The sequence below is a fragment of the Streptomyces javensis genome, from assembly GCF_039525925.1.
Classification (GTDB): domain Bacteria; phylum Actinomycetota; class Actinomycetes; order Streptomycetales; family Streptomycetaceae; genus Streptomyces; species Streptomyces asiaticus.
In genome coordinates this window covers 18,506-38,497 of sequence record NZ_BAAAIF010000033.1, presented here as the reverse complement: position 1 = coordinate 38,497, position 19,992 = coordinate 18,506, and the positions used below count along the sequence as shown (strand labels likewise).

General features: G+C 71.6%; 18 protein-coding genes. 11 read left to right on the top strand and 7 right to left on the bottom strand.

Annotated features, from left to right (window positions below; all coding sequences use genetic code 11):
- Positions 1–158: 158 nt before the first annotated feature.
- The 9 genes from ABD329_RS26635 (at position 159) to ABD329_RS26595 (ending at position 10,384) form a co-directional block, all read left to right on the top strand.
- Positions 159–992, top strand: coding sequence for an aminotransferase class IV (locus tag ABD329_RS26635; RefSeq protein ID WP_344317001.1), 834 nt, complete (start codon positions 159–161; stop codon positions 990–992).
- A gap of 105 nt (positions 993–1,097) precedes the next feature.
- Positions 1,098–1,595: a carboxymuconolactone decarboxylase family protein gene (locus tag ABD329_RS26630; protein WP_198278780.1), complete on the top strand. Its 498-nt coding sequence runs from the start codon at positions 1,098–1,100 to the stop codon at positions 1,593–1,595.
- Positions 1,596–1,649: 54 nt separating this feature from the next.
- Positions 1,650–2,264, top strand: coding sequence for an Rv1733c family protein (locus ABD329_RS26625; protein WP_198278781.1), 615 nt, complete (start codon positions 1,650–1,652; stop codon positions 2,262–2,264).
- Between the two features lie 90 nt (positions 2,265–2,354).
- A complete protein-coding gene (locus ABD329_RS26620; RefSeq protein WP_138910709.1) occupies positions 2,355–2,645 on the top strand; it encodes a DUF1876 domain-containing protein in 291 nt (96 codons plus the stop codon).
- Between the two features lie 119 nt (positions 2,646–2,764).
- Positions 2,765–4,021 (top strand): cellulase-like family protein, encoded by a 1,257-nt coding sequence (locus ABD329_RS26615; protein ID WP_198278782.1) that lies wholly within the window; start codon positions 2,765–2,767, stop codon positions 4,019–4,021.
- Between the two features lie 200 nt (positions 4,022–4,221).
- The gene (locus ABD329_RS26610) at positions 4,222–5,604 is read left to right on the top strand and encodes an MFS transporter (protein WP_198278783.1); all 1,383 of its coding nucleotides are present in this window, start codon (positions 4,222–4,224) and stop codon (positions 5,602–5,604) included.
- A complete protein-coding gene (locus tag ABD329_RS26605) occupies positions 5,595–6,767 on the top strand; it encodes an anhydro-N-acetylmuramic acid kinase (RefSeq protein ID WP_198278784.1) in 1,173 nt (390 codons plus the stop codon). The genes ABD329_RS26610 and ABD329_RS26605 overlap by 10 nt, the downstream gene beginning before the upstream one ends.
- Positions 6,768–6,929: 162 nt before the next feature.
- A complete protein-coding gene (locus ABD329_RS26600; protein ID WP_309142796.1) occupies positions 6,930–8,912 on the top strand; it encodes a hypothetical protein in 1,983 nt (660 codons plus the stop codon).
- A gap of 5 nt (positions 8,913–8,917) precedes the next feature.
- The gene (locus ABD329_RS26595) at positions 8,918–10,384 is read left to right on the top strand and encodes an ABC transporter substrate-binding protein (RefSeq protein ID WP_198278785.1); all 1,467 of its coding nucleotides are present in this window, start codon (positions 8,918–8,920) and stop codon (positions 10,382–10,384) included.
- A gap of 53 nt (positions 10,385–10,437) precedes the next feature.
- Here the strand turns inward: ABD329_RS26595 and dnaK are convergent, their stop codons facing one another.
- The 4 genes from dnaK to ABD329_RS26575 all read right to left on the bottom strand — a co-directional run bounded on the left by dnaK (position 10,438) and on the right by ABD329_RS26575 (position 15,392).
- Positions 10,438–12,333: a molecular chaperone DnaK gene (gene dnaK / locus ABD329_RS26590; RefSeq protein ID WP_198278786.1), complete on the bottom strand. Its 1,896-nt coding sequence runs from the start codon at positions 12,331–12,333 to the stop codon at positions 10,438–10,440.
- Positions 12,334–12,416: 83 nt separating this feature from the next.
- The gene (gene sthA / locus ABD329_RS26585) at positions 12,417–13,820 is read right to left on the bottom strand and encodes a Si-specific NAD(P)(+) transhydrogenase (RefSeq protein ID WP_198278787.1); all 1,404 of its coding nucleotides are present in this window, start codon (positions 13,818–13,820) and stop codon (positions 12,417–12,419) included.
- Between the two features lie 85 nt (positions 13,821–13,905).
- Entirely contained in the window at positions 13,906–14,634 is a 729-nt protein-coding gene (locus ABD329_RS26580; protein WP_344316999.1) for a YoaK family protein, read from the bottom strand.
- 128 nt (positions 14,635–14,762) lie between these two features.
- The gene (locus tag ABD329_RS26575; protein ID WP_198281362.1) at positions 14,763–15,392 is read right to left on the bottom strand and encodes a CGNR zinc finger domain-containing protein; all 630 of its coding nucleotides are present in this window, start codon (positions 15,390–15,392) and stop codon (positions 14,763–14,765) included.
- A 65-nt stretch (positions 15,393–15,457) separates the two neighbouring features.
- On the opposite strand from ABD329_RS26575, the gene ABD329_RS26570 reads away from it, so the two are divergent.
- Positions 15,458–16,426: a ketopantoate reductase family protein gene (locus ABD329_RS26570; protein WP_198281363.1), complete on the top strand. Its 969-nt coding sequence runs from the start codon at positions 15,458–15,460 to the stop codon at positions 16,424–16,426.
- Here ABD329_RS26570 and ABD329_RS26565 read toward each other — a convergent pair.
- The gene (locus ABD329_RS26565; RefSeq protein ID WP_198281364.1) at positions 16,398–16,862 is read right to left on the bottom strand and encodes a DUF2000 domain-containing protein; all 465 of its coding nucleotides are present in this window, start codon (positions 16,860–16,862) and stop codon (positions 16,398–16,400) included. The two genes, ABD329_RS26570 and ABD329_RS26565, sit on opposite strands and share 29 nt — an antisense overlap.
- 99 nt (positions 16,863–16,961) lie before the next feature.
- On the opposite strand from ABD329_RS26565, the gene ABD329_RS26560 reads away from it, so the two are divergent.
- On the top strand, positions 16,962–17,456 hold the full coding sequence (locus ABD329_RS26560) for an Lrp/AsnC family transcriptional regulator (protein ID WP_086883881.1): 495 nt from the start codon (positions 16,962–16,964) through the stop codon (positions 17,454–17,456).
- 79 nt (positions 17,457–17,535) lie between these two features.
- On the opposite strand, the gene ABD329_RS26555 is transcribed toward ABD329_RS26560, so the two are convergent.
- Both ABD329_RS26555 and ABD329_RS26550 read right to left on the bottom strand, forming a co-directional pair.
- Positions 17,536–18,963, bottom strand: coding sequence for a purine-cytosine permease family protein (locus ABD329_RS26555; RefSeq protein WP_198281365.1), 1,428 nt, complete (start codon positions 18,961–18,963; stop codon positions 17,536–17,538).
- 81 nt (positions 18,964–19,044) lie between these two features.
- Positions 19,045–19,962 (bottom strand): flavin reductase, encoded by a 918-nt coding sequence (locus tag ABD329_RS26550; protein WP_198282332.1) that lies wholly within the window; start codon positions 19,960–19,962, stop codon positions 19,045–19,047.
- Positions 19,963–19,992 lie beyond the last annotated feature (30 nt).

Sequence of the window (19,992 nt, the reverse complement as noted above, 5' to 3'; positions counted from 1 at the left end):
CGCGGCTAGAACCCGGCCGGACAACGGAACACGGAACGAACGCAACACGCAACAACGCGACAACGCAACGCGGACGTAGGACACCGGGACAGCACGACATCGGACGACGAGCACATCAGGAACATCGAGCACATCGGGACGGAGACGTGGAAGCGGACATGGTCGCCACACAGAACATCGGTCACGCCGACGCGTCGGACCAGAGGCAGTGGACGCTGATGTGGCGCGAGGACGGTGGGCTGATGCCCTCCCGGGCGGTGCCGGACAGCGCGCTGCTGGCCGCCGACTCCTGGCTGGTCGACGACGGGCGGGTGCGCGGGCTCGACCACCACCGCCGCCGGTTCGTCGCCGCGTGTGTCGAGGCGAGCGGCGACTCCCCCGCCCGGATCGAGAGCTTCTGGCGCGACGCGATCGCCGCCCTGCCCCGCACCGAGCGCTGGTTCCCCCGGGTCGAGCTGGCCGGTCCGGAACCGGCCCGGCTGTTCCTGCGGGTCCGGCCCGCGCCGCCGCGGACGGTCAATGTGACCGTATGCCTGACCGAGGAGTTCGATCCGCGGTCGCATCCCCGCCGCACCGGCCCCGACCTCTCCCTCCTGGCGCACCTTCGGGAGCGGGCCGCCGCCCGCGGCGCGCAGGAGCTGCTGCTCACCACCCCCTCCGGGCTGGTGCTCGAGGGGACGGCGGCGAGCGTTGTGTGGTGGGAGGACGACGTGCTGTGTCTGCCGCCCCCGGAGCTTCCGCTGCTGGCGGGCGTGACCTCGGCCCTGATCCAGGACCGGGCGGCCGAGCTGGGCGTCCGCACCGAGCACCGCCGCCGCACCGTGCAGGAGCTGGACGGCCGTGAGGTGTGGCTGGTCAACGCGGTGCACGGGATCCGCCCGGTGACCGCGTGGCTGGGCCGCCCGCTGCGGGCGGGCCCGGCGCTGCGCGCCGCCTCCTGGCAGACCTGGCTCGACGGCGTACCCGACCGCCTGACTGCCCCGATCCCCTGACTGCCCCGATCCCCTGACTGCCCTGACCTCATGATCGCCCCGACCCCCTGATCGCGACTGACCACAACCGACCGCGACCGACCGCGACGAAACGGAGTTTCACCGATGACGACGACCACCCCGGCCCGCACCACCGCCCGGCTGGATCTGAAGGGCCTCGCCCCCGAGGTGTCCGCCGCGATGGGCGAGCTGCACCGGGCGGCGGTGCGGGCCGCCCGGGCGGCGGGGGTCGAGCCAGAGCTGCTGGAGCTGGTCAGGATCCGCGCCTCGCAGCTCAACGGCTGCGCCTTCTGCCTGGACATGCACACCAAGGACGCCCGCGCCCAGGGCGAGACCGAGCAGCGGATCCACACCCTCGCCGCCTGGCGGGAGACCCCGTTCTTCACCGAGCGGGAGCGGGCCGCGCTCGCACTGACCGAGGCGGTGACCTCGATCCAGGACGGCCATGTGCCGGACGAGGTCTACGCGGCCGTCCGCGAGGTCTTCGACGAACCGCAGGTGGCGGCCGTGATCTGGGCCGCCGTCGTGATCAACGCCTACAACCGCACGGCGATCAGCGCGCGGATGGTGCCCGGCGCCCATCAGCCCGCCCCGCGCACCTGACCCCGACGCCCGCGCGACCGCGCGCCGACGTCAGCACCCGCTGGAGGCCAGACCATGAACACCCACGGACCGCGACACGTATTCGGACCGCGTCCGCCCCTGCTCAAGCGCCCGGCCAAGGGGCCCAACCCGCTGCGCCGCCGGACGGACCGGATCCAGACCTGGTGCACCGTGCTGTTCGCGCTGATCCTCGTGGTCGGGCTGCCGGCCGCCGCGATCAGCGCGGGGTACGCGGCACACGCCTCCCAGATGGGCGTCGTGGCCGCCGAGACCTCGGCCCGGCACCAGATCACCGCGAAGCTCGCCGACGCCACACCCGGCCCGGCCCACAGCGATGTGCGGGAGCCGCGGCAGGCGCGGGTGCGCTGGGTCGCGGACGACGGTGAGCGCCATACGGGCACCGCCACGGTGGCGGGCGACGGCGACTCCGGGGACGAGGTACGGGTCTGGGTGAACCGCGAGGGCGCCCTGGCGCAGCCGCCCTCCTCCCCCTCGACCGCGCGGACCATGGGCTGGTTCACCGGCTGTATCACCGCGGCGACGGTGGCCGCGCTCGCGTTCATGGGGCGGGCCCGGGTCCGCCGGGCCCTGGACCGCAGGCGTTACGCCCGTTGGGAGGCAGAGTGGAAGGTGGTGGAACCCGCGTGGTCCGGCAGGAACCGCCGCTGAGCGGGGCTCCGGCCGCCACCACGGGGTCCGGGCGCTTCTGGCGCCAGATGCGGCCGTCGGAAGCGGCCGTCAGAAGGTGAGGAGCAGACCATGTCGCACACAGTGGAGTGGAAGGTCCATCTCTACCTCTCCGAGGACGAGGGGCGGACCAGGGCGCGGGTGGAGCTGGACACCGGGGCCACGGCGCTCACCGGCCGGGGACTGGCCCGGTGCAACCCGGACGACGAGGACGTGCCCGTGATCGGCGATGAGCTCGCGGCCGGGCGGGCGCTCAGCGATCTGGGGCAGCAGCTGGTGCAGGCCGCCGAGCACGACCTGGAGAGCGTCGGCGCGCCCCCGGCCTCGCGCAGACCACGGCCCGGCTACGGCTGGATCGCCTGAGGCGGGGCAGCTCTGGCCATTATTTATGAATACATCTTGACAGCCCGTTGGCACCCCCGGACGATGAACCGATCTCTCATCTCTGTCATCGCCGAGCCGCCGACCGCGGGGAGCCCCCTGTGACGCTGTCGCCGCATCTGCCGGACAAACTGACCATCTCGCTGTGGGACTTCAGCTGGTACACCCGCACCGGCCCGGATGAGCCCTTCGCCGATCTCGACCGCGCCTTCGAGGATGCCGTGGCCCGCGGCTACAACACGGTGCGCATCTGCGCCATGCCGTTCCTGCTCTTCGGCTCCCGGCTCGATACGACCAAGCTGCGGCCGTCGGCGCTGGGCGGCGCGTACGGGCAGCGGATGCGCTGGTACGACCTGGGCGGCGGGGGCGAGATCGACGGACGGGCGTGGCTGCGCGAGCTGTTCGAGGCGGCCCTGCGCCATGACTGCTTCGTCATCCTCTCCAGCTGGGAGTACCAGCAGAGCCCGTCGTTCGGCGAGGACCGGGCCTGGTTCGACGCGCTGATGGCCGTCGATCCCGAGCGGCGCGCCGAAGCGCTCGCGGACGCGCTCGCCGATCTGATCGACTTCCTGGTGATCCACGGTCTGGACGACCGGATCGCCTTCACCGAGCTGCACAACGAGGTCCAGGGCAGCCGGCTCACCGAAGGGCTGGACGGCGCGGACAAGGTCGTCGCCCTGCGGCCGCGGCTGGAGCGGGGGCTCGCCCGGTTCAAGGAGCGCCACCCGAATCGGCCGGTCACGGTCAACTACGCCAAGGTCCCGGTCGGTTCGCTGCGCGGGGTCCCGCGCGAGGTGGATGTGGCGGTCTTCCACCCGTATGTCTACGGGGTGCTGGACGAGCTGCTGACCACCTTCGCCATCCGCGACCGGGCCCGTCCCTTCCCCCAGGAGCAGGTCCGCCGGGAGCTGCTGCGCCCCGGCGCCCCCGATCTGGCCGACTGGGCCCCTCCGCCCGGTGATCGCTGGCGGCTGGAGGCCACCACGGTCGGCCCCCGGGAGATCTACGTCCACGACTGGTGCGACCCCGACCGCTGGGACGCCTGGCTGTACGACCGCTACGCCGTGCACCGGCTGGCGATGGACCAGCGGCTGGTCACCTGGATCGAGGCGGCCGCGGACTGGGCGGCCGCGAGCGGGGTCCCGCTGGTCTTCGGCGAGGGCTGGATCGGCTACACCCCGCTGCACGGGACCTTCGAGGAGGGCCCGGTGGGGGCCGCGTTCTGCCGTCGCGCGGTCGAGGAGTCGGCGCGGGTGGGCGCGTGGGGGGCGGTGGTGTGCTCCAACGCGGCGCCCCAGCACCCGATGTGGCAGGACATCGCGCTCCAGCGGGAGTGCAATGCGGTGCTGCGCGGCTGAGGACGGGCGCGGGACCTCGGGGCCGTACGGCGCCTCGGGGCCGTACGGCACCTCAGGCCCGTACGGCGCCTCGGGGCCGTACCGGAGGGACCCGCCCGGACCTCGAGCGCCGCTGGAGCCGCGCTCGCACCGGTAACCGCGCTCCCTGACGGGTACGGACATCACATCCCCTTGGCGGTGACGGCTGAAAGGGCCCGGATGTGACGACGTCCCCAGCGGATCCCAGCGAGCGTATTGCCGGGCGGGCCCCGCGCCGTGCGCTGGTGGCCGGTTCGATCGGCAACTTCATCGAGTGGTACGAGTTCGGTGTCTACGGCTTCTTCGCGACGATCATCGGCGCCAACTTCTTCACCCCGGACGGCGGCAGCGAGATCGAGGGCCTGGTCAAGACCTATGCCTCCTTCGGGATCGCGTTCTTCTTCCGCCCCATCGGCGCCGCCGTCTTCGGCCGGGTCGGCGACCGGATCGGGCGCCGGCCCACGCTGATCCTGGTGCTCCTGCTGATGACCGGCGCCACCACGCTCATCGGAGCGCTGCCCACGTACGACACGATCGGCGCGGCCGCGCCCTGGCTGCTCACCCTGTTGCGGATCCTCCAGGGTCTCTCCGCGGGCGGGGAGTTCGGTGGCGCGGTGTCGATCATGACGGAGTTCGCTCCGCCGGGCCGCCGCGGGCTGTACGGGGCGTGGCAGTCGTTCACCGTGGCGCTGGGGCTGCTGGCCGGGGCCGGGATGGCGGCGGTGCTGGCCACCGTGATGAGCGAGGAGTCGCTGGGCGACTGGGGGTGGCGGCTGCCGTTCCTGCTGACCCTGCCGATCGGGCTGGTGGCCCTGTGGCTGCGGCTGAGGCTGGCGGAGACCCCGTTCTTCCGCGCGGCGGCGGACGGGGACTCCGGCACCGCGTCAGGCGCCGGACCGGAGCGGGTGGCGGACCCCCGTGAGGTGGCCGGGGCCATCGTCATGGGGGCCGCGCGCATCATGGGCTGGGCGGCGGCCGGTTACACCTTCCTGGTCGTCATGCCCTCGTATCTCCAGGCCACCTTGAACGCCACCTTCCAGCAGGCGCTGGTCGCCACCGTGGTGGCCAACGCGGGCTTCGCGCTCTCCATCCTCCCGGCGGGGCTGCTGAGCGACCGGATCGGGCGGCGGCCGGTGATGCTGACCGGGGCCGCGCTGGTGGTGGTGCTGGCCTTCCCGCTGCTCAATGTCCTCCAGGATCCGGGCAGTTCGGCATGGGTCCAGGGAGTGGCGGTCTTCGTGGCGGGCGTGGTGGTGGGCCTGATGGCGGGGCCCGGTCCGGCCATGCTCGCCGAGATGTTCCCGACCCGGGTCCGCTACACGGGTCTGGGACTGGCGTACGCGCTGTCCAACGCGGTGTTCTCCGGATGCGCCGGGCTCATCATCACCGAGGTGATCAAGCGCACCGGCGAGGTCGACATCCCGGCCTACTACACGACGGTGACCTGCGCCATCAGCGTGGTCGCCCTGTTCACCCTGCGCGGGGAGAACCACCGCGGCGCGCTGCCCGACGCGGCGCGGGCGGAGCGGGGGGCCGAGCGGGAGGAGGAGACATCATGCGGGTGATCGGTCTGATGTCGGGCACGTCCCATGACGCGGTGGACGCCGCGGCGGCCGATCTGGTGCTCGACGGCGACACCGTGGTGCTGGCCCCGCTGGGGCTGGTCAGCGAGGCGTATCCGGAGGCGCTGCGGTCGGCGCTGAGCGCCGCGCTGCCCCCGGCGGCCACCACCATGCGGGACGTGTGCGCGCTCGACACCCGGATCGGCCAGGCGTTCGCCGCGCTCGCGGTCCGCGCCGACCGGGAGCTGTGCCAGGGGCGTACGGACCTGATCGGCTCCCACGGCCAGACGGCGTACCACTGGGCCGAGGGCGGGCGGGTGCACGGCACGCTCCAGCTCGGCCGGCCCGCCTGGATCGCCGAGGCCACCGGCTGCCCGGTGGTCTCCGATCTGCGCGCCCGCGATGTGGCCGCCGGCGGCCAGGGGGCTCCTCTGGTCAGCCTGGTGGACGCCCTGTGGCTGCGCGGGCGGCCCGGTGTGTGCGCCGCCCTGAACCTGGGCGGGATCGCCAACATCACGGTGGTCTCCCGCGCCGGGGACCCGCTGGCCTTCGACACCGGCCCGGCGAACGCGCTCATCGACGCGGCGGCCGCCGATCTGACGGGCGGCCGTCTCGACCATGACGCGGACGGCGCCATGGCGGCGCGCGGCACCGTCCACGAACCGCTGCTGGAGCGGCTGCTGGCCGAGCCGTACTATGCGCTGCCCGCGCCCAAGACCACCGGTAAGGAGCTGTTCCACGCGTCCTATCTGCGGGCCGCCCTGGCCGCCACGGGCCCGGTGCCGGACGATGACGTGGTCGCCACCGTCACCGAGCTGACGGCCCGGACGGTGGCCGACGCGGTGCGGTCGGCGCACGCCACCGAGGTGATCGCCTCCGGCGGCGGCACCCGCAACCCCACCCTGATGGGGGCGTTGCGCCGGGAGCTGGGCCCCATCGCGCTGCGCACCTCCGACGACCTCGGCCTTCCGGCGGCGGCCAAGGAGGCGTACGCCTTCGCCGTCCTCGCCTTCCTGACCGCCCATGGGCTGGCCGGTACGGTGCCGAGCTGCACCGGCGCCCGCCATGCCAGCGTGCTGGGGTCGATCACCCCGGGGCGCCGCGGGCTCGACCTGCCCGCGCCGGGGCGGCCCGCGCCCACCCGGCTGGAGATCTTCCGCCGCTGAGCGGGGGGCGGCCCTCGCGGCCGGAGGAACCTCACGGGGAAAGGGGATGTCGGCGCGGCCCGCACCCGGAGTACGTTTGGGAACGGCCCGCTATCGAAGGGGTGAATGTGGGTAAAGGACCCCTAGTTGCCTACGGGGGCCTGAACGGGGGGACGGGGGCACGTGGCGGAATCCGGAATGGGCGTGGGCTTAAGAGGCCGCAGCGGGATCATCAGTCTGGTCGGGGAGTGTCTCAGGCTGGAGCCCGCGGACGAGCGGCCGGTGATCATGCTGTTGGGGCCGCGCGGCAGTGGGGCCAGCGACGCCCATGGCGCGCTGATGGAGAAGTTCGGCCCCGAGACGCCGTTCGCGTATGTCAATGTCGGCGGTGAGCAGGCCCTGCTGCCGCGGTACGCCCTGGCGCTGCTCGCGCGCCAGTTGGAGCGCAAGCTGCCGCGCTACCGCCGCTCGCACTTCCCGCGGCTGACGCTCGGTCTGCTCGCCTCCGACCACCAGCTGCGGATGACGAGCCTGGCGGAGGGGCGGCGCAACATCCGGCGGGAGCTGGACGCGTTCCAGGAGCAGGCGGAGGCGCGCTACGGCGACTATCTCGCCGCCTTCTTCGAGGTGGCCGGAGGCGCCGTGGGCGCTCCCGACGGCGCCTCCACGGCGGCGCTCGCGCTGCTGCGGGACGCGCTGCGGCGCGGCCGGAGGCGGCTGCCGGGCCGCAAGTTCACCAGCAGCGCGGCCTGGTACGGCGGCCATCCGCTGCTACAGAGCCGGGATCCGTGGGAGGCGCTGGTCGAGCTCAACCTGTGGCGCCACGACGGGGACGAGGACGATCAGGAGCGGCTGGACCGGGTGCTGTTCTCGGCCCTGCTGGAGGACATGCGCAGCAATGTGCGCCACTCGTTCATGCCCCGCTCGTATCTGCTGCTGCTCGACAACTCCCATACGGAGCACGGCCGTCGCTTCCTCGACCTGCTGATCCGGGCCCGCCATGACGACGCCGTGGTGGCGGGCGCCGACTGCGATCCGCTCACTGTCGTGGCGAGCTCCAACCGGTGGCTGCCCCGCTGGGGCCCGGCCACCGGCGACCAGTGGCCATGGCGGCTGCGCGGCCCGGACCGGGCCTCATTGGCGGACTGGAGCGAGCACCGGCCGGGCCGGGACAGCGATGACACCTGGTGGTATCCGCTGCGGCTGCGCGACCTCAATCTGGACGAGGTGCGCATCCGGATCGAGCTGGAGCTGCGCCACCACCCCGACCTCGCGCCGTTCACCCGGCTCGCGCCCTTCGTCCACCGGCTGACCGCGGGGCTCCCCCGGGCGGTCAGCCTGGTCCTGGAGCTGCTCCGGCACTCGTCCGTGCCCGTGGAGGACGGCGCCGAGCAGGACCGCTGGCTGCGCACCCTGCCGGACCGCACCCCGCGGGAGGGCGAGGACACCCGGACGCTGGCGGAGGCCGCCCTGGACCATCTGCTGCGCGGTTTCGACCCCGCGCGGCGGATGGCGCTGGAGGAGTGCGCCGCGGCCCGCGACCTGTCCATCGCCACCCGGCTGCTGGGCTCGGGCGACTCGCTGTTCGGCGAGGTCCGCGACCGCTGGCTGCTGCACAGCCCGGGCACCGTGACCCCGGCCCTGCACCCCTGGCTGCGGCGGCTGTTGCTGTGGCGGCTGGCCGGGCGTCCGGACGACTGGGACGCGGTGCAGGAGCTGCTGGCCGAGCACTTCAGGTCCGAGGGCCGCCCGGTCCAGGAGATGTACCACCGGCTGGCGGCGGAGCGGATCGACGAGGTGACCGGGTATCTGGTGGAGCGCTTCCCGGTGGTGCCCGCGGCGCAGTGGATAGCTGAGTTCAACACCATCACGGCCGCCCCCAACCGGCTGGGCCAGGCCGGCGGACCGCTGGAGCTGCTCGCCGACCTCGCCCCCGACGAGCCCCCGGAGGCGGTCACCACGGCCTCGGTGATCCGGGAGCTGATCACGGTGCGCTGGGTGTGGAGCGATCCGCTGGCCGACCCCGGGATGCGGCTGAACGACATGATCGCCGACGGTTTCAACCAGCTCTCACGACTGCGGAGGAACGACATCGTGGCCCTGTTCAACGAGGCGGAGCGGTACCGCCACTGGCGCCATCCGCTGACGCGCGCGGGCGAGGGGTGAGACCGGTGCCGAGACTGGAATGGCCACTGCACATCGTGCGCCGAGTGGTGATCGGCGTGATCGTTCTGACCGTGCTCGCCGTGGCGATCCCGCTCACCGTGAACTGGTTCGAGGAGCGGCGGGCGCGGTGCGGTGACGGTGTCGTCAAGATGGGCGACGACCGCGAGTGCGTGGGCGTCACCGATGGCTCGTACACCTTCGCCGACCATCTGGGGCCCGTGGAGAAGAAGATCAAGGCGGAGAACGAACTGGTCGAGAAGCACGGTGACAAGTACGTCAGCGTCGCCTATATGACCTCGTTCACGCTGACCGAGGACGACAGCAACTCCGAGGAGTCGGTCCGACATGAGCTCGAGGGCGCGTATCTGGCCCAGTACCGGCACAACCGCGGCGATCTCTCCTCCTCCCCCAAAATCAAGCTGCTGGTCGCCAACATGGGCAGCAGCGCGGCCCATTGGGAGCACACCGTCGATGAGCTGATCGACCGGAAGACCTCCGACGACAAGCTGGTCGCGGTCACCGGGCTCGGCCCCAGCGACACCCAGAACCTCGACGCGCTGAGGCGGCTGTCCGACAACGGACTCGCCCTGGTCGCCAGCACCATGACGGCCACCAACATAGAGGGCATCAAGGGGCTCGTCCGGGTCTCCCCGACCAATGTGGACGAGGCGTACGCCGCCTCCGCGTACCTCAAGAAGGAGAAGGTCCGCCGGGCGGTGGTGGTCCAGGACGACGCGCGGGAGAACTACTACGCCAAGACGCTGGGCGACGCCTTCACCAAGGTCTTCCAGGACATCGAGGGCCACCAGCTGGTGGCGGACCGGATGACCTATGACTCCTCGGTGCGCGGCGCCTGGGAGAACGAACTGCGCTACATGCCGGGGCAGCTGTGCGACCAGAAGCCGGAGGCGGTCTTCTTCGCGGGCCGCGGCAAGCACCTCACCCGGTTCCTGGACGCGATCGCCAACCGGCCGTGCCAGGACCGGGAGTTCATGGTGATCACCGGCGACGACACCACCAACCTCACCGCCGATGACCTGGCCCACGCCGCCGAGAGCAAGGTGCGGGTGCTCTACACGGGCCTGGCGCACCCCGATATGTGGAAGGAGGACCCCGACGCCGTCTCCCGTCCGTCGGCCCAGCACTTCCAGCCGGGCGGGTTGCTGGCCAAGTGGTTCCCCGACGACCAGCACCAGGACGGCCAGGCGATCATGGCGCATGACGCGGTGCTCACCGCCGCCCAGGGCATCCAGATGGCGTCCCTGGGCGAGGTGACCGGGGAATCGGTGGCCCGGATGTTCCACCAGATGAACAGCCGTCAGCAGGTACCGGGGGCGAGTGGGTTCATCTCGTTCCAGAACAACGGCAATCCACGCAACAAGGCCATTCCGATCCTGCATCTCACCGCGAAGGGGCGCTCGGAACTCGTGGAGGTGTCGGCGCGGCGGGGCGAGCCGGCCAGGAAGCAATGACGGTCTGCCGTCCCGGAAGGCGGGACGGTCAGCCGTCCCGGAAGGCGGGACGGTCAGCCGGCGCCGCCCTTGGGCTCGTCCCCGGCCTTCTCGTCGTCGACGATCTCCGCGTCCACGACGTCCTCCTCGGCGGCGTGGGCCTGGCCCTCTCCCTCCCCGGAGGGACCGCTCGATCCGCCGCCGCCGGACGGGCCGGACTGCTGGGCCTGGGCGTAGATCGCGGTGCCGATCTTCTGCGCGATGGCGGCGGTCCGCTCGGTGGCCTCGCGGATCGCGTTGGTGTCCTCGCCCTCGAGCGTCCGCTTCAGATCCGCGACCGCCGCCTCGGCCTCCTGCCGGACGTCCCCGGGCACCTTGTCGGCCTGGTCCCGCAGCAGCCGCTCGGTCTGGTAGACGAGCGACTCGGCCTGGTTGCGGGTCTCGGCGGCCTCGCGGCGCCGGTGGTCCTCCTCCGCGTAACTCTCGGCCTCGCGCATCATGCGGTCGATGTCGTCCTTCGGCAGCGCGGAGCCGCCGGTGACGGTCATCCGCTGCTCCCGGCCGGTGCCGAGGTCCTTGGCGGAGACATGCATGATGCCGTTGGCGTCGATGTCGAAGGCGACCTCGATCTGCGGGACCCCGCGCGGCGCGGGCGGCAGTCCGGTCAGCTCGAACATCCCGAGCTTCTTGTTGTACGCGGCCATCTCGCGCTCGCCCTGGAAGACCTGGATCTGCACCGACGGCTGGTTGTCCTCGGCCGTGGTGAAGACCTCCGAGCGCTTGGTCGGAATGGTCGTGTTCCGCTCGATCAGCTTGGTCATGATGCCGCCCTTGGTCTCGATACCGAGGGACAGCGGGGTGACGTCCAGCAGCAGCACGTCCTTGACCTCGCCCTTGAGGACACCCGCCTGGAGGGAGGCGCCGATCGCCACGACCTCGTCCGGGTTGACGCCCTTGTGCGGCTCCTTGCCGGTCAGCTCCTTGACCAGGCCGGTCACGGCGGGCATCCGGGTGGAGCCGCCGACCAGGATCACATGGTCGATGTCGGCGGTCTTGATCCCGGCGTCCTTGATCGCCTGGTGGAAGGGGGCCTTGCAGCGCTCCAGGAGGTCCTCGGTCAGCTGCTGGAACTGCGAGCGGGTGAGCTTCTCGTCCAGGTGCAGCGGGCCCTGGTCGGAGGCGGTGATGTAGGGCAGGTTGATCGTGGTCTCACTGGCCGCGGAGAGCTCGATCTTGGCCTTCTCGGAGGCCTCGCGCAGCCGCTGGACCGCCATCTTGTCCTGGGACAGGTCCACGCCGTAGCCGTGTCCGAAGCGGGAGACCAGATGGTCCACGATCCGCTGGTCCCAGTCGTCGCCACCGAGGTGGGTGTCGCCGTTGGTGGCCTTGACCTCCACCACCCCCTCGCCGATCTCCAGCAGCGAGACGTCGAAGGTGCCGCCGCCGAGGTCGAAGACCAGGATGGTCTGGTCGTTCTCCTTGTCCAGCCCGTACGCCAGGGCGGCGGCCGTCGGCTCGTTGATGATCCGCAGCACCTTCAGCCCGGCGATCTCGCCCGCCTCCTTGGTGGCGGTGCGCTGGGAGTCGTTGAAGTACGCGGGGACGGTGATCACGGCGTCGGTGACGTCCTCGCCGAGGTACGCCTCGCCGTCGCGCTTGAGCTTCTGGAGCACCCGCGCGGAGATCTCCTGCGCGGTGTAGCGCTTGCCGTCCACATCGCCGGTGGCCGGGAACCGCCACCGGTCCTCGCCCATGTGGCGCTTGACCGATCGCGCGGTGCGCTCCACGTTCGTCACCGCCTGGCGCTTGGCGACCTCCCCCACCAGCACCTCGCCGTTCTTGGCGAAGGCCACCACCGAAGGGGTGGTCCGGGTGCCCTCGGTGTTGGTGATGACGGTCGGCTCGCCGCCCTCCAGGACCGATACGACCGAGTTGGTCGTACCCAGGTCAATACCGACTGCGCGAGTCATCTCAGCCCTCCTCCCGGTCTGCCTCCCAGTATCCCAAAAGGGATATTCAGGAGCGGGGCGCGGAGGAGGGCCGGAGGCCGGGGTCAGTCCCGCAGGTGGTCGACCTCGCGCATCTTGTTGGTGGCGTCGAGCGCGGCGACCTTGTAGGACTCGGCGAAGGTCGGATAGTTGAACACCGCGTCCACCAGGTAGTCGACGGTGCCGCCGCAGCCCATCACGGCCTGGCCGATGTGGATCAGCTCGGTGGCGCCGGTGCCGAAGCAGTGCACGCCGAGCAGCTTCCGGTCCTCCGGGGAGACCAGCAGCTTCAGCATGCCGTGGCCGTCGCCGACGATCTGGCCCCGCGCCAGCTCGCGATAGCGCGAGACCCCGACCTCGAAGGGCACCTTCTCGTCCGTGAGCTGGTCCTCGGTGCGGCCGATGAAGCTGATCTCGGGGATGCTGTAGATCCCGATCGGCTGGAGGTGGTGGATCGGGTTCACCGGCTCCTCGCACGCGTGGTACGCCGCGCTCCGCCCCTGCTCCATGGAGGTCGCGGCCAGGGCCGGGAAGCCGATGACATCGCCGACCGCGTAGATGTGCGGCACGGCGGTGCGGTAGTGCTCGTCCACCGCGATCCGGCCGCGCCGGTCGGCGGTGAGCCCCGCCTTGGCGAGGTCCAGCGCGTCGGTGAGCCCCTGGCGCCCCGCGGAGTACATCACCGCGTCGGCGGGGATCTTCTTACCGCTCTCCAGGATGGTCAGGGCACCCCGCGAATGGCGCTCGACGGCCGCCACGGTCTCGCCGAAGCGGAAGGTGACGGCCAGGTCGCGCAGCCGGTACTTCAGCGCCTCGACGATCTCGACATCGCAGAAGTCCAGCATCCCCTCGCGCTGCTCGACCACGGTGACCTTGCTGCCCAGGGCGGCGAACATCGAGGCGTACTCGATCCCGATCACCCCGGCACCCACGATGACCATGGAGCGCGGCACCCGCTCCATATTGAGGACGCTGTCGGAGTCCATGATCGTCCGCTCGTCGAACTCCACGCTCGCGGGGCGGGCCGGTCGGGTGCCGGTGGCGATCACGATGTGCTGGGCGGTGAGCAGCTGCTCCTGGCCGGTGGCGTCCGTGACGGCCACGGTGTGGTCGTCCACGAACCGCCCGGTGCCGGAGAACATCGCGACCCGGTTGCGGGAGAGCTGGTTGCGGACGACATCCACCTCACGGCTGACCACATGCTGGGTGCGGGCCGTCAGGTCGGCGACGGTGATCTCCTCCTTGAGCCGGTAGCTCTGGCCGTAGAGATCCCGCTGGGTCAATCCGGTGAGATAGAGCACCGCCTCGCGCAGGGTCTTGGACGGAACGGTGCCGGTATGCAGGGAGACCCCGCCCACCATCTCCTTACGGTCGACGACGGCTACCCGGCGACCGAGTTTCGCGGCGGCGATGGCAGCCTTCTGGCCACCCGGCCCGGACCCGATCACAAGCATGTCAAAGTCGGTCACGGCCCGAGTCTGACATCGGATGACGCCCCGCTGGAAGGGTGAATCAAGGGTCAACCCGCCCCGGCGCGTGCGGGCTTGGGGCGGGCTACTCGGCGTGGGGCCAGAGATGGCCCTGGGCATCCCGGGCCAGGGAGGTCAGGGACGCCAGCAGAACGAGGCCGACCAGCCCGGTCGGCAGGGCGGGCGCGGCCCGCGCGGCATGGGCCACCAGCAGCCCGCCCGCCGCCGCCCCCACCACCAGGCCACCCAGCAGCGCGATGCTGAGCCGGCGCACCGTTCCGCTGCGCACCGCGTCGACCAGCACCCCGGTCAGGGTGCCGGTGAGATACGTGGTGGAGAAGCCGGGCGGCCCGACGGCCCGCACCAGACCGCTCTGGCCTCCCATGGCGAGCGCGGCCATCGCCAGCAGCCCGAGCCGCAGGCCACCGGTGGGGTGGCCGTCGGCGGACACCCACACCGCCCAGAGCCCACCGAGCACGAGCAGTTCCACCGTGAGCGCGCACCGGGCCCGCAGGGCCGGCCGGGAGCCGCGCACGATCCGGCCGCTGACCAGCGCGCCCACGATGTATCCGGCCATGGCGACCGCGGAGTCCCGGGCGAGCGTCGCGTCCAGGGACGCGGTGGACATGCCGAGCAGGGAGAGATTGGCGGTCATGACGCTGGTGAAGACGCCGCCCAGGGCCAGAAAGCTGATCGCGTCCATCGCCCCGGTCGCCACGGTCAGCGCGACGGCGGCCACCGCTCCCCCGGAACCGCAGGCCCGGCCCGGGTGTCGTGCTTTCGGTGCGGGGTCGGTGTCGCTCTCTTCGGCCATCGGCAACCCTCCGGCCACCTCGGGTGCCCCGGGCGGCCCACCGGAAACAGCGGCCCTGGGAGCGCCGGGGCGCCAGGACCCGGTCGGGGCTTCAGGACCGGTCGAGGCGTCAGGACCCGGCCAGTGCGTCAGGACCCGGCCGGTGCGGTGGACGACCGCCGCTGCCGGTGTCTCGCGGCCTTGGCGGTGTTGCCGCACAGCCGCATGGAGCACCACCGGCGCCTTCTGCCCGGTGTGGGGTCGAGGTAGATCATGGTGCACAGCGAGGAGTCGCACGCCCGCAGCGCCCCGCGCCGCTCCGGATCCCCGAGCACCGCCATGAGGTCACGGACGACGATCGACTGGAGCTCCCGCCCGGTCAGCGGACGATCGGCGCCGTCCACCTCGACCCCGGTGCCGGTGGCCCTCAGCAGCGGCTGCGGCGGGGCGGGGCGCGCCCGGTCGTTGAGCAGCGCGATGGACGCGGCGGCCGGGGCCCGCTCGTGGACGACCGCCGCCACCACGTCGTACGCCGCCTCGCGCAGCGTCCGCAGCTCGGTGCGGAGCTCCTCGGTGACGGCCTCGTCCTGGAGCCGCAACCCGACGCCGTCACACCACTCGCGCAGCCGGTCGAGGGTGCCGAGGCGCTCGATCGGGGTGCTGCCGCGCCGCCCGAGGGAGGCGACGAGGTTCAGGGCGAGGCTGCCGGCGTCGAAGCGCAGCGCCCGCAGCCCAGCGGTGACCCGCGGCCGCGGGACCTGCTCCGTCGAGGGATCCATGCGAATATAGTAACCGTCTGAAGGGTTACTAAGTGGCCGGGAACGACTGGGGACGAAGGGACATCATGCGGATCGCGATCATCGGCGCGGGTGGCGTCGGCGGATACTTCGGCGCGCGGCTCGCCGCGGCGGGGGACGAGGTCACCTTCGTGGCCCGGGGCCGCCATCTCGCGGCGATCCGGGAGAGGGGGCTGACGGTGCGCAGCCCGCTGGGGGATCTGCGGGTGCCGTCCGAGGCGGTCGTACCGGCGGTCTCCGACCTCGAGGCCCCGGACCTCGTCATGGTGGCGGTGAAGCTGTGGGACACCGAGGACGTCGCCCGGCAGCTGGTGCCCCTCGCCGAGGGCGGCGCCGCGGTCGTGTCGTTCCAGAACGGAGTTCAGAAGGACACGGAGCTGCGGCGCCATCTGCCCGCGGAGTCCGTCCTCGGCGGGGTCGGCTACATCTCGGCGTTCATCGAGGAGCCGGGGGTGGTGGTGCACAACGGCACGCTTCAGCGGCTGGTGTTCGGGGAGTACGACCGCAAGGAGTCCCCGCGCGCCCGCCACTTCCTCGACCGCTGTCTCGCGGCCGGTGTCGACGCGGAGATCAGCGGGGACATCGAGCGCACCATCTGGGAGAAGTTCGTCTTCCTGGTGGGCCTTTCCGGGACGACCTCGGCGGTGCGGCAGCCGATCGGGGTGGTCCGTGGGAATCCCGGATCACGGGAGCTGCTGGGTGATGTGATGCGCGAGGTGGTCGCCGTGGGACGGGCCAAGGGGGTGCACCTGGACCCCGGTTTCGCCGACGACCGGCTCGCCTTCTGCGACACGCTGCCCGCCACGATGACGTCCTCGATGCACAACGACCTCCTGCGCGGCAACCGCCTGGAACTGAGCTGGCTCAGCGGGGCCGTGGCCGAACTCGGCGCCGAGCTGGGGGTCGCCACCCCGCGCAACCGGACCATCGCCGACATCCTCGCCCCCTACGCGCTGGGCGATCCGGCCACCACGGGCGGCGCGGACGTCAGCGCAGCAGGGGGAGCTTCCCGATGAGCCTGCTCACCCTGTTCCGCGGGCCGACGATGCTCACCGCGAGGTGGTCGAGATCCTCGGTCTTGGTGCCGGCCAGGCTGTCGAGGTACTCGTCGTAGACCCGTGAGGTCTGGGCCTGCCCGGGCATGTCGACGAGGAACAGATCGTCCTTCTCGGCGGCCTTGGCCCGCAGCTCGCGCAGCGCCTGTGGGCCGGCCGCCAGGATCGAGCAGCCGGCCCACGGCAGCCCCGGGTGGCCGGAGCCGGAGCCGTCCCTGCCGTCCGGCCCCAGCAGCTCCGGCATCGCCCGGCCGACGGCGGCGGCCATGCAGGCGGCGGCGTTCACCGCCCGGCCCGCGGGCAGCTCCTCGGCCACGACGATCACCCACTTGAGCTTCGCCTGCCGGGTGGACTGATCGGTGCGTACGTCCTCGTCGGACAGCTGGGGAACGGACACGAGCGCTACTCCTTGTCGATGGCTAATGTGGTGGACGGTACCCATCCATCCGAGCCGGAGCACGGCTCACCGAATTTCCTCAGGCAAGGGAGCGCTTTCGTGGAACTTGATGCACTCGACCGCGCTCTTCTGCGGGAGTTGCAGAACGATGCACGCCAGACCAATCGCGAGCTGGCCCTGCGCACGGGGGTCTCGCCGTCGACCTCCCTGGAGCGGGTCCGGGCGCTGCGGGAGCGCGGCATCATCAGCGGCTATCACGCCGCCGTCGACCTGGAGGCGGTCGGCCGCCCCGTGCAGGCGCTGATCTCGGTGCGGATCCGCCCGCCGTCCCGGCCGGTCATCGAGGGGTTCCGGGAATGGGCCGCCCAGCTGCCGGAGACCATCGGGCTGTTCGTCACCTCCGGCGCCCATGACTTCCTCATCCATGTGGCGGTGCCGGACACCAATGGGCTGTACGCGTTCGTCATCGACCGCCTCACCGAGCGCCGCGAGGTGGCGGACGTGCAGAGCACGATGGTGTACGAACACGCCCAGTCGCGCTGTATCGACCCCGCCCCCGCCGAGCGCCCCGCGGCCTCCCGCCGGAGGCGATAGCCGGAAAGGGCCGGTGGGTGCCGACGGGGCGGGCGGCACCGCCCTTCGCGACACCGCCCGCCCGCATACCGACGCCGCGTCAGGAGCCCGCCACCGCCGCCGTCTTCTCCGGCCGGGGCTCGGCCGTGGCGGGGGTGTCCCGCGTCCACAGCGGCCGCAGCCGGTAGGTCAGCAGATAGAGCACCGCCGAGGCGCCCGCCGCGACCCACATGCTCAGATCGCCCGCGTGCGGATGCGCCGAGGCGAACGCCCCGGTGTAGAGGTCGGACTGCCAGAACGGCACCGAGGCCAGCACCCCGCCGGCCCAGGCGGCGAAGCCCCAGGAGAGCACCCGTCGGCGGTCGTACAGCTCGGCGATCCGGCTGGGGTCGGAGCGCCCACCCAGGTGGTAGTCGAGCAGCAGCACGGTGGCGAACGGCGCGATGAAGTACGCGGTGAGATTGAGGAACACCGAGAACTTGTCCTCGACCCCGGAGTGCCCCCACAGGCTGATCGCGTACGCCAGCGCACAGATGAGGGTGACGGCCTGGGTCCGGGTGACCGGCACCTTCAGCGTCTGGACGGAGATCGCGCCGCCGTAGACATTGAGGAAGTTCTGCGCGAGCGCCGAGAGCCCGACGGCGATCAGGGCGGGGATGGCGAACGGCCCGGTCAGCTGGTGCAGGGCGGTGATGGAATCGGTGCTGGTGGCGTTGGAGCCGAGGAGCACACCGAGGATGCCGAGCCAGCAGATGGTGACGAAGTTGCCGAGCCCGGTGAACCAGGCGGTGCGCTTCACCACGCTGGGCGAGTCGGGCAGATAGCGCGAGTAGTCGGAGGCGAACGGCGCCCAGGCGACCAGGAAGGAGAGGAACCAGCCGCCGAAGGTGATCCAGCCACCGGTCGAGCCGACGTAGTCCGCCGCCTTCGGATCGGCGGCGAAGGTGCCCGCGCCCCGCACCAGGGCCACCACCGTGATCATCACGAACAGCGGGGTGAGGACGTAGGTCAGCACCCGCTGTAGGAAGTTGATCATGTTGTAGCCGTAGATGGACACCACCAGCTCGACCAGGGTGAGCGCCAGTCCGCAGACCCAGAAGGGCAGATGGGTCAGCTCGGAGATGGCCTTGCCGCCGAGGATCACGGTCACCGCGGCCCAGCCGACCCCGGCGAACACATTGATGTACGCCACCGGCAGGAAGTTGCCGAAGAAACCGAGCGGGCCCCGCGCCTGGATCTGCTGGGGCACCCCCAGCCGTACGCCCATCCGGGACATCACGGCCATCAGCAGCGAGCCGAGACCCGCGCCGACCACGATGGCCGCCACGGCGGCGCCGAAGCTGAGGCCGAGCCCGACCGCGCTGAACCCGAGCAGGATGATGGGGAAGTTGAGACCGGCGGCGAACCAGACGAAGAACTGCGAACTGGGCTTGCCGTGCCGCTCGTTGTCGGGGATGTGGTCGACCCCGAAGGGCTCCACCTTGGTGACCGCGCTGCCGTACACCGGCGCCGTGTCATCGTGGGTCATGGGCGTGCTCCTGGGACGGGAGGAGTGGGCGTCAGGGGGTGGCGGGGGGCCGGTGGCGCCGCGGACCGGGGTGGCGGTGTCTCACCACGGCAGCGGCGCGGTCTGGGAGATGTCGAAGAAGCCACCGCCGCTGTAGACCAGCGGGGCCAGCTCCTCATGGCGGGCGGACACCACCCGGCCGGTGAAGACGGTGTGGCTGCCGGCCTCCAGCCGCTCCCCGATCTCCACCTCGAGCTGGGCGCAGGACCGGTCGATCAGCGGGACGCCGAACTCACCGGGGGTCCAGGACAGCCCGGCGAACTTGTCGTCCGCCTTGGAAGCGAAGGTCTTGGCCACATCGAGCTGGCCGGCGGCGAGGATGTTGATCCCCAGATGGCTCGCCCGGTGCAGCGCGGGATGGGTCGTGGAGGAGCGCTGCACGCAGACCAGCACCATCGGTGGATCCAGTGAGATGCTGGCGAACGCGTTCACCGCGAGCCCCCGGGGCTTGCCGTCGTCGTCGCAGGTCACGACGGTGACACCGGTGATGAATTTGCGGTGCACACCACGGACCACATCGGCGTCGACGGCCGCCTGCTGAGCGGTGGTGATGATCCCGAGCGCCTCCAGCAGCTGGCGCGGGTCCCAGGTCACCCACTCCTCGCTGACCACACCGTGGTCGAAGCGGGTGAAGGTGGCGCCGGAGACCTCGACCGGCCTGCCGGTGGCCGGGACCCCGAGGAAATCGCCGGTGTGGCTGCCGGTGCTGCGCCAGCGGATCGCCAGCGATTCACCGTCCTCGACGATCTCCTCGATCTCGGTACGGAGATCGGGGAACGCCCGGCGGATGGCGCGGATGGACTCCTTGAACTGCTCTCGGTCCTGGGGGGCCGCGGCGGGCCCACGGCGGCGTACATAGGCGGGGCCGAGCAGCTGGTCGAGCGCGTCGACCTCGCCCCGGTCCCAGGCCGCCTGCCAGGTGGAGCGGATGCGGGCGGTGCGGTCAAGAGTGTGCGTCATGACGTCTTCCCTCAGTCAGCTCTTGTATGG

Bases quoted from the DNA above. Each gene is read 5' to 3' on its own strand.
- ABD329_RS26605 (WP_198278784.1), top strand. From the start codon at position 5,595: ATGCGGGTGATCGGTCTGATGTCGGGCACGTCCCATGACGCGGTGGAC.
- dnaK (WP_198278786.1), bottom strand. From the start codon at position 12,333: ATGACTCGCGCAGTCGGTATTGACCTGGGTACGACCAACTCGGTCGTA.
- ABD329_RS26580 (WP_344316999.1), bottom strand. From the start codon at position 14,634: ATGGCCGAAGAGAGCGACACCGACCCCGCACCGAAAGCACGACACCCG.
- ABD329_RS26620 (WP_138910709.1), top strand. From the start codon at position 2,355: ATGTCGCACACAGTGGAGTGGAAGGTCCATCTCTACCTCTCCGAGGAC.
- ABD329_RS26570 (WP_198281363.1), top strand. From the start codon at position 15,458: ATGCGGATCGCGATCATCGGCGCGGGTGGCGTCGGCGGATACTTCGGC.
- ABD329_RS26575 (WP_198281362.1), bottom strand. From the start codon at position 15,392: ATGGATCCCTCGACGGAGCAGGTCCCGCGGCCGCGGGTCACCGCTGGG.
- ABD329_RS26625 (WP_198278781.1), top strand. From the start codon at position 1,650: ATGAACACCCACGGACCGCGACACGTATTCGGACCGCGTCCGCCCCTG.
- ABD329_RS26550 (WP_198282332.1), bottom strand. From the start codon at position 19,962: ATGACGCACACTCTTGACCGCACCGCCCGCATCCGCTCCACCTGGCAG.
- ABD329_RS26555 (WP_198281365.1), bottom strand. From the start codon at position 18,963: ATGACCCACGATGACACGGCGCCGGTGTACGGCAGCGCGGTCACCAAG.
- ABD329_RS26635 (WP_344317001.1), top strand. From the start codon at position 159: ATGGTCGCCACACAGAACATCGGTCACGCCGACGCGTCGGACCAGAGG.
- ABD329_RS26630 (WP_198278780.1), top strand. From the start codon at position 1,098: ATGACGACGACCACCCCGGCCCGCACCACCGCCCGGCTGGATCTGAAG.